Annotated in this window: 17 protein-coding genes; 1 reads left to right on the top strand and 16 read right to left on the bottom strand. The window is 45.1% G+C overall.

The window, feature by feature from the left end; genetic code table 11:
• Positions 1 to 4: 4 nt before the first annotated feature.
• The 6 genes from QUA53_RS00800 to QUA53_RS00775 all read right to left on the bottom strand — a co-directional run bounded on the left by QUA53_RS00800 (position 5) and on the right by QUA53_RS00775 (position 4,281).
• Complete coding sequence (locus tag QUA53_RS00800; protein ID WP_333037336.1) at positions 5 to 322, bottom strand: 2Fe-2S iron-sulfur cluster-binding protein; 318 nt, start codon at positions 320 to 322, stop codon at positions 5 to 7.
• Between the two features lie 244 nt (positions 323 to 566).
• Positions 567 to 1,106: a Uma2 family endonuclease gene (locus QUA53_RS00795; protein WP_333094364.1), complete on the bottom strand. Its 540-nt coding sequence runs from the start codon at positions 1,104 to 1,106 to the stop codon at positions 567 to 569.
• Between the two features lie 146 nt (positions 1,107 to 1,252).
• Complete coding sequence (locus QUA53_RS00790) at positions 1,253 to 2,434, bottom strand: GTPase (protein WP_333094362.1); 1,182 nt, start codon at positions 2,432 to 2,434, stop codon at positions 1,253 to 1,255.
• A gap of 196 nt (positions 2,435 to 2,630) precedes the next feature.
• The gene (locus QUA53_RS00785; RefSeq protein ID WP_333094361.1) at positions 2,631 to 3,170 is read right to left on the bottom strand and encodes a Uma2 family endonuclease; all 540 of its coding nucleotides are present in this window, start codon (positions 3,168 to 3,170) and stop codon (positions 2,631 to 2,633) included.
• A 196-nt stretch (positions 3,171 to 3,366) separates the two neighbouring features.
• Positions 3,367 to 3,792, bottom strand: a complete 426-nt coding sequence (locus QUA53_RS00780; protein WP_333094360.1) for a hypothetical protein — start codon at positions 3,790 to 3,792, stop codon at positions 3,367 to 3,369.
• A gap of 45 nt (positions 3,793 to 3,837) precedes the next feature.
• Positions 3,838 to 4,281 carry a hypothetical protein gene (locus QUA53_RS00775; RefSeq protein WP_333094359.1) on the bottom strand — a complete coding sequence of 148 codons (444 nt, stop codon included), beginning with the start codon at positions 4,279 to 4,281 and terminating at the stop codon, positions 3,838 to 3,840.
• A gap of 202 nt (positions 4,282 to 4,483) precedes the next feature.
• Here QUA53_RS00775 and QUA53_RS00770 point away from each other — a divergent pair, with 202 nt between their 5' ends.
• Positions 4,484 to 4,696 carry a helix-turn-helix transcriptional regulator gene (locus tag QUA53_RS00770; RefSeq protein ID WP_332958465.1) on the top strand — a complete coding sequence of 71 codons (213 nt, stop codon included), beginning with the start codon at positions 4,484 to 4,486 and terminating at the stop codon, positions 4,694 to 4,696.
• A gap of 35 nt (positions 4,697 to 4,731) precedes the next feature.
• Here QUA53_RS00770 and QUA53_RS00765 read toward each other — a convergent pair whose 3' ends face one another.
• From QUA53_RS00765 to QUA53_RS00720, 10 genes are all read right to left on the bottom strand, one after another.
• The gene (locus QUA53_RS00765) at positions 4,732 to 4,983 is read right to left on the bottom strand and encodes a hypothetical protein (RefSeq protein ID WP_333248607.1); all 252 of its coding nucleotides are present in this window, start codon (positions 4,981 to 4,983) and stop codon (positions 4,732 to 4,734) included.
• 257 nt (positions 4,984 to 5,240) lie between these two features.
• Entirely contained in the window at positions 5,241 to 6,194 is a 954-nt protein-coding gene (locus QUA53_RS00760; RefSeq protein WP_333071393.1) for a F0F1 ATP synthase subunit gamma, read from the bottom strand.
• Between the two features lie 128 nt (positions 6,195 to 6,322).
• The gene (gene atpA / locus QUA53_RS00755) at positions 6,323 to 7,840 is read right to left on the bottom strand and encodes a F0F1 ATP synthase subunit alpha (protein WP_333037344.1); all 1,518 of its coding nucleotides are present in this window, start codon (positions 7,838 to 7,840) and stop codon (positions 6,323 to 6,325) included.
• A 224-nt stretch (positions 7,841 to 8,064) separates the two neighbouring features.
• Complete coding sequence (gene atpH, locus QUA53_RS00750; RefSeq protein WP_333094357.1) at positions 8,065 to 8,610, bottom strand: ATP synthase F1 subunit delta; 546 nt, start codon at positions 8,608 to 8,610, stop codon at positions 8,065 to 8,067.
• 3 nt (positions 8,611 to 8,613) lie between these two features.
• Positions 8,614 to 9,141: a F0F1 ATP synthase subunit B gene (locus QUA53_RS00745; RefSeq protein WP_190740265.1), complete on the bottom strand. Its 528-nt coding sequence runs from the start codon at positions 9,139 to 9,141 to the stop codon at positions 8,614 to 8,616.
• 87 nt (positions 9,142 to 9,228) lie between these two features.
• Positions 9,229 to 9,714 (bottom strand): F0F1 ATP synthase subunit B', encoded by a 486-nt coding sequence (locus tag QUA53_RS00740; protein ID WP_333054530.1) that lies wholly within the window; start codon positions 9,712 to 9,714, stop codon positions 9,229 to 9,231.
• Between the two features lie 97 nt (positions 9,715 to 9,811).
• Positions 9,812 to 10,057, bottom strand: a complete 246-nt coding sequence (gene atpE, locus QUA53_RS00735; protein WP_006631105.1) for an ATP synthase F0 subunit C — start codon at positions 10,055 to 10,057, stop codon at positions 9,812 to 9,814.
• Positions 10,058 to 10,185: 128 nt separating this feature from the next.
• Positions 10,186 to 10,944, bottom strand: a complete 759-nt coding sequence (gene atpB / locus QUA53_RS00730) for a F0F1 ATP synthase subunit A (protein ID WP_006631104.1) — start codon at positions 10,942 to 10,944, stop codon at positions 10,186 to 10,188.
• A gap of 55 nt (positions 10,945 to 10,999) precedes the next feature.
• Positions 11,000 to 11,461 carry an ATP synthase subunit I gene (locus tag QUA53_RS00725; protein ID WP_190657390.1) on the bottom strand — a complete coding sequence of 154 codons (462 nt, stop codon included), beginning with the start codon at positions 11,459 to 11,461 and terminating at the stop codon, positions 11,000 to 11,002.
• 330 nt (positions 11,462 to 11,791) lie between these two features.
• Positions 11,792 to 12,241 carry a nitrate reductase associated protein gene (locus tag QUA53_RS00720; protein WP_333094356.1) on the bottom strand — a complete coding sequence of 150 codons (450 nt, stop codon included), beginning with the start codon at positions 12,239 to 12,241 and terminating at the stop codon, positions 11,792 to 11,794.
• Positions 12,242 to 12,356: the final 115 nt, after the last annotated feature.

Genomic DNA, 12,356 nt, shown 5'->3' with positions numbered 1-12,356 from the left:
AGTCCTAGGATTTACCGAATTGGCGATCGTACACAATGTCTTCTTTTTCTGTTTCTATCTTCAAGTTCGATCGGGGATAAGCAACACACAGCAACACATAACCTTCTGCCTGAAGATCCGGACTAACGCCCATACCATCAGCTTGATCGACCTTCCCTTCAATAATTTTACCAGCGCAAGTAGTACAAACCCCCGCATTGCAAGAACTCGGCAACTCAATGCCGGCGGCGTTGGCGGCGCGGAGAATTTGTTTATCTTCGGGTACTTCTACGGTATAGGTAGAGCCTTGGTGGATCAATTCAACAGTGTAAGTCTTAGACATATTTCAATTATTGGTTTTAATTCCCCAATTGGAATTTACGCTAGATTTGGAAACAAAGCAATCAGTATTTTACCGCTGTTTGTGCTTTTGTGCAATTTTACAACTGCATTTTTTATTGATAATTTTTTTTATTAAATGGCTGGGCGAGCGAGTGGCATTTTGTCAATGACTTTTTCACAAATTATTACAAGCCTCACGGCCGAAATGTGCCACAAAGCACTTATACCTAATTAATTTTTTGCCTTCAAGCCAACAACTCATCAACCGCAACACTAAAACCCGGCAGCACTAGCTGAGTGCTGACTGTAGAACCCAGGTTAAAAGTTAACTTTTGAGTTTGAGTCATTATCATTATCCAGCGACTTTCTGGAAAAACTATCCAAACTTCCAGACAACCCGAATCTAAATACTCTTGTGCTTTAAGAAAAATCTCTTCCGCAATATCAGTAGGAGAAACTATTTCTGCAATTAACGGCGGGCTTTGAGGCAAAGTAGGAACATCGCCATATTGAGCAACAAGTTCAGCAGTCAGATAAGCTACATCAGGACGGCGCACTCGCCTGTCTGTACGACAAGGAACTTCTGTATAAACTTCGCCGCCTTGTCCGCTAGAATCTTTGTAATTTCCCCAAGAACGATCTAGTCTAGATTGGATTCGACTGTGTTTTACTGTCATGCCATTTTTCTCCGCGATTTGCCCGTCCACCCATTCCATATCGTCGGGGGGATTAGCCATAAAGTCTTCTAGAGAAACATTTTCTGATAAAACTGCTGCCATTACCATAGCTATTTACTCCTTTTTGCATAATTCACTGATATTGTAGCAATCAATTGGTAATGGGGAATTGGGAATGGGGAATTGGGAATTGGGAATTGGAACTAACAAATAACCTATGCCCTATGCCCTATGCCCCATGCCCCATGCCCAATTTACTCAATATTAATTTGATTGGGAGGCTTAGGTTGATTCGGTGGCTCATCCTTCAAAGTTTTACGCCCAGAACTAGCATACTCCTTGTACATTTCCACAAACATCTTGGTTAACTGTTGCAAAGAAAGTTGTTCGCCATTAACTTGAGCTTTCATGTAAGCTTTAAGCACTTCAATGTAAGCCAAACCGAGGGCAAGCGTGAGAGTTGCTGCCGTTGCCCCGGAGATTGCACCGCCGACAACAGTACCCGCACCAGGAATCATTTTAATCAAATTAGTAACAATACTTCTGCCAACAGCAGTCACACCGCCTGTGCCGCTAATAGCAGACAGCATCGCCGAAATAAACCCCTTATCAAAGGGCATTCCAAAAATTACAGTAATATTAGCAATCATTGCCGTTTGCATCGTCATCAAAATCGGCGCATCAGCAAACGGTACAGGAGTCGCCCCGACAATTGCAGAACCTGCAACATAAGCACTTAGATACTTAAATGCCATATCGGATTTGAGCGCAATATTTGCAATTTGTTCTTTAACAAAAGCTTTTTTAGCTACTTCCGGCAGCAGTTGAAAAGTTGCATCTACCAACTTATCTAAGCCGTGAGATTTTACTGTATAATCCTCATCTATTTCTTCCGGTTCAGCCATGACCGGGATGATTTGACTGACTGGCAAATTCATGTGTTCCAGTTGCTTGAAAAACTCGCCCGGCTTTTTAGATGTCGTCTGAGTCAGCACTAAAAGAACTGGTACATCTTTGACTTCCATTTCTTTTAGCCAGCTTTCCTCCACAGATTCTATTCTATTGGCGCTGTGATTGATGCAGTACCAAATGACGTGAATGTGTTCTTTTGGGTGCAGGAGTCTTTGGTCTTCAATCAGTTTAGCAACGTTTAATTGAATAACTTTAATTTGTTCGGCGTTGAGTTCGAGTCCGGGAGTATCGTAGACTGTAATTGGGCAATTCGGTTTTGTATATTGGCGAATGCCTTGAGTTATGGGGCGGCCGACTCCGGTTTCTGCTAAGCGTTGGCGAAAAACGGAATTTATTAGGGTACTTTTGCCGACACCGGTTTTGCCGATGACTAAAACATTGCACTGTCCCACTTGGTTTTCTGCGTCTTTGAAGGCGTAGTAACTTCTATTTAAAAGCTCGTCTAAGGAAAAGTCGTCTGACATGGCGGTTTGCTCCGATAAGGGTGGGATATTAATTCAATACCACCGAAGAGAATTTCGATGCTCTACAAACGAAGTCCGCGAAGGCGGACTGGGGGAGTCTTAAACATATTGTAGCAATTTGATTTCAGCACTGGTGCAACGGGTAGAGGAGAGTTTTGTGTCGCGTGCTGCTACATGAAAGGTTGTAGAATTTAGTTTAAGCTAGCAATCGATCGACCTCGATGCTAAAACCTATGAGGATTTGTTGGGTGCGGGCGGTATCGCCGGATCTAAATGTCAATATTTGATTTTGATTCATCACGAATATTAAACGACTTTCGGGAAAAACTAACCAGACTTCCTGACAGCTAGATTCTAAATATTCCTGTGCTTTGAGAAAGACATCTTCAGCGATATCGGTGGGTGAAACTATTTCGGCAATTAAAGGGAAACTTTGGGGTAAAGTGGCAAGATTGCCAAACTGTGCAACTAATTCGGGTGTGAGATAAGCGACATCGGGACGGCGAATTTGTTGGTTGGTGCGGCAAGGAACCTCGACATAAGCTTCTCCACCTTGTCCGCTAGAATCTTTGTAATTTTTCCAAGCATCCCCCAGGCTTAACTGAATTTTACCCGTCTTTAGTGTCATGCCATTTTTCTCCACAAGTTTGCCATCTACCAATTCCATGTTGTCGGGCGGCTCGGTGATGAACTCTTCTAAAGTAAAATTATCTTGTACAGCAGTAGCAGTGACCATAGTTATTTCCTCGCTTTTACCAAACTCACTTGTTACTATTATGGCTGATACGGTGAGAAGTTGTTGCGTGATGAGTACCCGCACTTTTACGGTAGTTTCTCCCGCAGGGAAAGCCAACTGTTGAGATTTTCATCTAAAACATATCGATCGCTGTCAGTGAGTGCTGCTATCGCTTTTAAGCGATTTTTAAGTTGTCTTAACTCGCGAATTTCTGGAATGGGTAGCGTTTTCCAATTAGGTGCTTTTTTTCCACATCTTCGCAGGACTCTTTGATGTTGTTCCAAAACCCTTGTAGAATTAAGTTAACATCGAGAACAGGATGACCGGAAATTACTCCGTGTTTTTCTATCGCCCCAGCCCGCAGCATCATTGAGGAAATTATAAAAAACTCACCGCTACCTGGTTTTTTGCGATCGGCATCATCGGCTAGGCGATCGTAAATTGCGGTTGCTACTTCTGCCCATGTGCGATCGGGCAAACCTGAACCATTTTGACTGTTTCGAGCATTAGCGGAGAAAACATCGGCTAACAAAAGCCAGTTAAAGTCTTCCGGTGCCGTGGTTTTAGGCGACAATTTATTTTTCACCCAAGCCAGTACGGATTCAGCATCTTGTTCTCGCATCTAAGCAGAAAATTAGTTCGTAATTCTAGTTTAAAAAAATAGCAGTTAGAAATGTTCCAGGAGAGATTTCTCTTGTGCGTAAACCTTTCGCAGCGACTCCACGGCTATTGATCGCAACATAAACTTAATCACCCCCACCATTTCCCCCCACTCCAACAATTCAGAAACAGAAACAGCTTTCTGAAATCTCGCCGCATAAAAATCCACCCAAAAATCCGGTGCGTGTCTCTCTTTCTGACTCGCCCAACGGCGCTTCCAATAACCAAAATCTAAACCAGAGGGCGATTCCACTCCCAAAACAGGCGGAAAGTCCGCATAACTGACAAACCGACTCATGCCTTTGGCGTGCACGTACAGGATATGCGCCCAGCACTCGAAGCGATATATTTGTTCTACCTTGATTTTCAGCAGCCGCGCGATCGCCTCTTTCGTCACAAACCTGCTCAATCTGTGTCTGGGGGTTGATTTTGGTCGAAAGCTTGCTAACATAGTTGATAAGTTTCCTGATTTGAATAGATCGATTCCTAATTTGGATAGATCGATTCCTGATTTGGGAATTTGATAGATAGATCAGTCCCTTACATGGGATTTGAACTTTGATAGGCGATCGTCTTTAAGTTTTCCAGACGTTGGGGCGATCGCTTTTTACAATAAAATTGTATGACTTATATTAGTCAACTGTCAAGAGGTTATGGGATTAATTAAGTTGCGGGTTCGAGAATTTGCTGCCGAGAAGGGCTGGACGCTGAAAGAAGTTTCAGAGCGATCGGGAGTAGTCTACAGCACGCTCAGAACCTATGCCCGATCGCCAGGATTAGCAACAGTTGATGTGACAGCCTTGCACAAGTTGGCAAGGACTTTTGATTTGTCGATCGAAGATTTGTATGAAATTGTGCAGGAATAGTCGATCGCTTTTACGAACTAATTATCCAGTCAATATTATTCGACAGTTGCTAGCATCTGATTGACAGACTCGCTTTGTTGTAGCACTTCCCAATCAGATGTAACAGGTTGGTAAGAACAGTAACACACCACAATTCGCTCCTCAGTATCAGAAGCAAAAAACTGCTGAACGCGAGTAACTACCCAATCTCCATCTTTTCCGTGGGTAACTCCATTACCGGGGTCAGATAGATTTTCATAATTGCGGGTTTTGTCCCCTACTTGAGGAATTTCTGGGTTTTCTTCCAAGTCCAATTTTCCCAAAGTATATTAGTTAGACCGCCCCTCGGCATAAGCTGACGTTCTTCCCAGCCCGGAGCACTCATGCTTTAGGTTTTGTAGACAATCCAAATTTTTTTTGCCATTTTGTTAAAGACGATCGCACAATCGCATTCAATACTTCGACTATATCAGAGGTGAAAGCTCGTGCAGCCGAATTATCTTAAAAAAAGCGCCTGAGTTCCCTCAGACGCATGGCATAAAATCAACAAATTGTCAACCCTAACCTAACCGTTTAAAGCCTCAGCACCGCCGGAAACTTCCAGAATTTCCTGAGTAATTGCTGCTTGCCGCGCCTTGTTATAAGTCAGCGTCAAACTACGGATCAAATCGCTAGCATTCTCACTAGCATTGTTCATCGCAGTCATCCGCGCAGCCAACTCGCTAGCAGCAGACTCTTGCAAAGCCCGCAGCAATTGGTTGTTCAAATACAAAGGCAAAAGAGCCTCCAGAATTTGCGCCGGATCTTGCTCGAAAATCATGTCGCGGGGCAAACTCTTCATAGTAGGTGCAGAAACCTTCTCGCGCGATACTTGAAACTGTCCGCCTTGCGATGTCAAGCGGAAGATTTCATCATCGGGAGTTTCCAAACCTTGGGGGTCGAGGGGCAGCAAAGTTTGAATTACCGGACGCGAACTAATTAGCGACACAAACTTGGTGTAAACTAGCTCAACTCTGTCCACAGTGCCCGACAGGAACAAGGAAAGCAATTCGTCAGCAATTTGTGCCGCTTCCGATGCTGTGGGAATTTGTTCCAAGTTAGCGTAAGTAGCATCGATCGGCTGTTCGCGGCGCTGGAAATACTGAGTAGCTTTGCGTCCTACCAACACGTATTTGTAGTCTAAGCCTTCAGCTTTGATTTCCTTAGCGCGATTTTCGGCGTATTTGATGATGTTGCTGTTGTAGCCGCCGCACAAACCCCGATCGCCCGAAACTACCAACAGTCCCACAGATCGCACTTCGCGTTTTTTCAGCAGCGGCAAATCCAGGTTTTCAAACTGCAAGCGTTCCGCCAAACCGTACAATACCTCTGCCAGGCGATCGGCAAAAGGCCGAGTAGCAGTCACCTGTTCTTGAGCGCGACGCACCTTTGCAGCGGCCACCAAGCGCATTGCTTCTGTAATCTTTTTAGTGTTCTTGACCGACTTAATGCGATCGCGAATAGTTTTCAGATTTGCCATAACTTTCTCCTTACATCCTTGCCCGCATCTTCTTAATTAAAACCGCAGATGAACGCAGAGTAACGCAGATTAACTTCAGATTATCTGCGTTAATCCGCGTTCATCTGCGGTTCAAAATTCCTACTTGTCTACGCAGAAACTAGAAAACTTTGCTTGTATTCAGTGATGCCTTCTTTCAGCAGCTTCTCAGCTTCATCAGTCAAGGCTTTTCCGCCTTGAACAATTTCGCCGTACTTCGGCTTGCTAGTCCGCAAATAGTCGCGCAAACCAACAGTAAACTTGCTGACTTTTTCCACCGGAATGTCATCCATATAGCCGTTAATACCGGCATAGATTACAGCCACTTGTTCGTTCATCGGCAGAGGCGAACTTTGGGGCTGTTTCAACAGTTCCCGCAAGCGCTGACCGCGCGACAATTGATTCTGAGTAGCTTTATCCAAGTCAGAAGCAAACTGAGAAAATGCTGCCAGTTCTTCAAACTGTGCCAATTCCAATTTCACCTTACCGGCTACTTTTTTCATCGCCTTAGTTTGAGCCGCTGAACCTACCCGCGATACCGAAATACCGGGGTTTACTGCCGGACGCAAACCAGCGTTAAACAAGTCAGAAGAAAGGAAGATTTGACCGTCGGTAATCGAAATTACGTTCGTCGGAATGTAAGCAGAAACGTCACCAGCTTGGGTTTCGATAATTGGCAAAGCAGTCATGCTGCCTTCGCCCAAATCGTCGCTCAATTTAGCAGCGCGTTCTAGCAAGCGAGAGTGCAGGTAAAACACGTCTCCGGGATAAGCTTCGCGACCGGGAGGACGGCGCAGCAACAAGGACATTTGGCGGTAAGCTTGTGCTTGTTTGGAAAGGTCATCGTAAATGACCAAAGTGTGCTTTCCTTTGTACATGAAATACTCGGCTAAGCTAGCACCTGTGTAGGGAGCCAAGTATTGCAGGGTTGCGGGGTCGCTAGCGTTGGCTGCTACTACGATCGTGTAGTCCATCGCGCCCTTTTCTTGCAGGACGTTGACGATGTTAGCTACTGTAGAAGCTTTTTGACCGATCGCCACGTAAACGCAGATCACGTTTTCCGATTTTTGGTTAATGATTGTGTCGATCGCGATCGCAGTTTTACCGGTTTGTCTGTCACCGATAATCAGTTCCCGCTGTCCTCTTCCCACCGGAATCATCGCATCAATAGCGGTAATTCCTGTTTGCATGGGTTCGTAAACAGAACGGCGAGAAACAATCCCCGGTGCCGGAGATTCAATCAAGCGAGATTCAGTAGTTTTAATTTCTCCTTTGCCGTCAATCGGACGGGCCAAAGCATCAACTACCCGTCCCAACATTGCTTCACCCACGGGGACTTCAGCAATTCTGCCCGTAGCAGTAACTGCCGAACCTTCTTGAATGCCGAGGCCTTGGCCCATCAACACTGCACCGACGTTATCTTGTTCGAGATTCAGTGCAATGCCCACGGTGCCGTCGGCAAATTCTAGCAATTCTCCAGACATGGCTTTATCCAAGCCATAAATCCGAGCAATGCCGTCGCCTACTTGCAGAACAGTACCGACGTTAGAGACTTTTACATCTTGGTCGTACTGTTCAATTTGCTGGCGAATAATGCTGCTAATTTCGTCAGGTCTGATTGCTGCCATGTTAGTTATTATTTGTCAGTTGTCAGTTGTTAGTTGTCTGTCGATGTTTTCCGCAAGAAAGAATAGGGATTTGGTAGTAAGAATTTGGGAATAACAGCTCGAAAACAGAAATTAATTTATTCCTAATTCCTGTTTGATTCTTCCCTTGTTCTTTCTTCCTTCTTCCTTCTTCTATCCGTTACATCCGTTACATAATCCGTTGCCGAACCTCCTGCTTCCTTAAATCAGGAATTCAAGCGAAGTCCCAGACGGCGCAATTGTCCCCGCAGGCTGGCATCAATTACTTGAGAGCCTACTTTGATTACCACACCGCCGATTAAATCTGCGTCTATTTTGGTTTCAATTTCTACTTGACTAGCGCTGGTCATCGCCTGCACTTTCTCGCGAACAGTCTGCTGTTGAGCGTCTGAAAGCGGGACTGCCGATGTAACTTCAGCCAATACTGTTTGGTTTAGTTCTCGGAGCCTTGCCAAGTATTGTTTGCCAATTCCTTCTAAAAAAAGAATTCTTCCTTTGTCTACTAATAGCTTCAGAAAGCTGTGCATCAATGGGCTCATTTCTTCACCCGCTATTTGCTGAATCACAGCTTTTTTAGCATCCGGTTTTACCAGCGGATTGGCTAAAAATTGACGCAAGTCTTCCGAACCTTCTAGCAGGCTCAGCAAGGAACGAATATCTTCGCCGAACTTCTCTGATAGATTGTTGGACTGAGCCAGTGACATCAAGGCAGATGCGTAAGGCTGTAAGACTTCTGTGCTGACTGTACTCACGTTTTAGCCTCCCAGTAACGCAATGCTGCGATCGATTAATTGGTGTTGAGCGCTGTCGTCCAAGCTAGTTTTTAGCTGGCTTTCCACCTTTGCTAATGCCAGAGATACAACCGCCGATCGCAGTTGGGCGATCGCTCTTTCCCGCTCTGCTTCCAACTCTTGACCTGCTGTTGCTCTCATTCTTTCAACGTCTTGCGCTGCCTGAGCTAGAATTGCTTCTTTTGCTTTCTTGGCAGTTTCTTCAGCAGCGGCCCGAATTCGTTCGGCTTCTGCTTGCGCTTGAGTCAATTTTTGCTGTTGCTCTGCTAGAGCTGCTGCTGCATCTTTTTGGCGTTTTTCTGCTTCTTGAATCGCCTCTTGGATGGCCGAACGCCTCTCTGTCAGGATTTTACCTACAAATCCGCGCCCGAAATAAAACAGCACTGCAATAATAATGACCAGGTTAATCAGGTTGGTTTCTAAAATATCGAAATTTAAACCGAAACCACCTTCGCCGCTAGCTTCTGTGGCTAGCAATAAAACAGTCCCCATGATACTCTTCCATAATTGCGCGTGCAGATTGGGTGAAGCGATTTTAGATTTGAGATTCCATCAAAAATCTAAAACTCTTCGGTCTCGCTATTTGGCCAGCGACTGCCCTAATAGCTTTTCGAGAATTTGGCCGCTGAGCGCGTCTACTTGTTGTTCTAGTGAGCGCATTGCTTCTTGCTTTTGCTGCTCTATTTCTTGCCCAGCCTTTTCTCGCGCGACTTGAGCTTCTTGTTGAGCCTCAGCTACTTTGGCTGCCCCAATTTTTTGGGCATCAGCTTGAGCAGCAGCAATTACTGATTGAGACTGTTTGCGAGTTTCTCCCAGTTTTTGCTCGTACTGCTGCGCTAGTTGCTGAGCTTTTGCCAAGCGTTCTTTGGCGGAGACTTGAGTGTTGCGAATGTAATCGGCGCGATCGTCAATTGACTTGCTGAGCGGCTTGTAAAAAATTACATTCAAGACTGCGACTAGAATTAAAAACTGCACCGCCATCAGAGGCAGCGTAGCATCTATATCAAACAGTCCCCCTTCCTTAGCCGCTTCTTCAACTGCTAGTAATACTGTCCAGTGCATCATGATTTTTTGACGGCTTCCATCTAATTCGCTTAATCGATTTTAGATTTGAGATTTTGGATTAGAATCGCCAAAACCTCAAATCTAAAATTTCCAATTATTATGCGAAGGGGTTGGCAAACAGCAGCACTAGGGCTACGACCAAACCGTAAATTGTGAGCGCTTCCATGAACGCCAAACTCAACAGCAAGGTGCCGCGAATTTTACCTTCTGCTTCTGGCTGACGGGCAATCCCTTCTACAGCCTGACCTGCTGCATTACCTTGACCGATGCCAGGGCCGATTGCAGCTAAACCTACTGCCAAAGCGGCGGCAATTACGGAAGCGGCAGCAACTGTTGGGTTCATGATGATTTTCCTTATCTAAAGTACAAAATTGAGAACTGAAAGTCTAGAGAATTGTCCGATTTAACGGGAGGAAGTTTGAGTTCAGAATTTTTCTTTTTCCTCCTTCATTCTTCGCCGTTTATCGTTAGTTAATCGTGGTGTTCTTCGCCGTGACCGCCTTCTAGAGCTTCACCAATGTAGGCGGCGGCTAAGGTAGCAAAAATCAAAGCTTGAATTGCACTCGTAAATAGTCCCAGAACCATCACTGGCAGAGGAACAAATAAAGGCACTAGCAACACTAGCACTCCGACCACCAATTCGTCCGCAAGAATGTTACCAAACAAACGGAAACTTAGGGACAGAGGCTTAGTGAAATCTTCTATGATTTTGAACGGCAACATGAAAGGCACCGGTTCAACATAGTGGGCGAAATACCCCAAGCCACTTTTGCTGAGACCTGCATAGAAATATGCTAGAGAAGTCAGCAGTGCAAATGCTACCGTGGTGTTGATGTCAGCGGTAGGAGCTCCCAATTCGCCTGATGGCAGCTTAATCAGCTTCCAAGGAATTAGAGCGCCAGACCAGTTTGACACAAAGATGAACAGAAATAATGTACCAATAAACGGTACCCAAGGGCGATATTCTTTTTCCCCAATTTGGTTTTTAGCCAAGTCCCGAATAAATTCCAGCGCATACTCCATAAAATTTTGCATTCCGCTGGGAATACGCTGGATTTTGCTGGTTCCTAAAATCGAAACTACGACTAAAACAGCAATTACAAACCACGAGGTTAGAAAAACCTGCCCGTGCACTTTCAGATTGCCCAGTTGCCAGTACAACTGCTGGCCAACTTCCAATTCGGCGAGGGGGAAACGATTAAAGGTGTTTAGAACGTCAAGCATTGCCATTCAACGGGCTTCCCCATACAAATCGATGAGTTGAGTTTTGCTCGAATTGCCTGACTTACCTGTAGTCTAGTGCTAATGCACTTCGGATCACGTAAACCAACAGCGCAGCTTTGTAAGTCAGAAATCCCAAAAATATCGGTAAAATCTGTAGCTGATTCCACTGTGTTCCTACTATCATCACCGCTAAAAACACACCGAGCCTTGTCTTGCTGATGCGTTGATTTTGGCTGCCGATTCGTTCAACGTCTCTAGCCAACATCTTTAAGTAAACCACACCTGTGCTCGCCCCAAGCAAATAATTCAGGGCAATGTTGAGGGAGTAAAAAATCCAAACGGAGATAAAAATAATCGCCGTAAAAGCAAGGGTGTACGCCAATAACTCTTGTTGGAGGCGATAAAAGTCTTGCATGGGATTGGTTGTCTCGGACGAGACTGTCGAGACTGTCGAGACTGTGCCAGCTTGAGGAATATCCTCGGTTGCTGGTGCGGGTTCGGTGGGTGTGTTTTGCGTGTTCACGAAGCTCAGAAACTAAGGCAGGTAGCAGGCGAGTGCTTTGCAAACTCAGAAAAATAATACCACGCTGCGGTAACAATACTTAAAATTAAATTAATCATACTTGTCGGAATTTGGTGTCTGGCGCTTCGGAAACCTCAAGCCGTTAAATGTCCGATCGACCTCACCCTATCTCACCCACCGCCCTACCGCACTTTTTTACACATTGTTCTCCTATTTCTCACTGAGTAAGCCTCACTTAGTGAGAGGTAACAGAGGACGATCGCGCGAATCGATGAGGTAACTCTCCCTTGTCTGCCTCTGCGCGCTACAAGAGTTAATTCAAATTCGAGCTCATTCAATAACCTTAAACTCTTGAAGCGCCGGGAGAAAGTTTTTATTCTCGTGGCTCGATCGACTAAGCTTAATCAAAGCAAATCGCTGTAGAGGCTGCAAACTCGCCCACTGTCCCAAAGAAATTGTCACGCCGAGCTCTTGCGCTTTTGCCGAAACAGACTCCGGTACAGTTGCAGCATCCATCCACGGGGGATTTTCATCAACCGCCAAATCAGTTCCCGGTTTGCCTGTGTGTTGAATTAATATTTGATTTAGCTTTTCCCGGTAATCAATAATTTCTGCTTCTGTCAAGCAAGGTTTCTCTACAAGCATTTGACGTTCTGCTTGGTTAAAATGATTCCAATCCTGCAACTTTAATTTAATGCCGCAAGTATCTAATTTCAGACGTACCTGCATGGGGATACAGCGCAAAGCTTCGACAAAATCAGCTTCAAATTCAAAGAACATATATTTAGCAAGTTTATTTGAGTTGTGAATGATATTTTTTTATTAACCGCAGAGGGCGCAGAGGGCGCAGAGTAAGAGAGGAGGGGGAAGGTGAAAAGAATTTGATGCAGGTTTA

It is taken from the genome of Microcoleus sp. Pol12B3 (genome assembly GCF_036701355.1).
Taxonomy (GTDB): Bacteria; Cyanobacteriota; Cyanobacteriia; order Cyanobacteriales; family Microcoleaceae; genus Microcoleus.
This window is presented reverse-complemented; position numbering and strand designations above follow the sequence as displayed.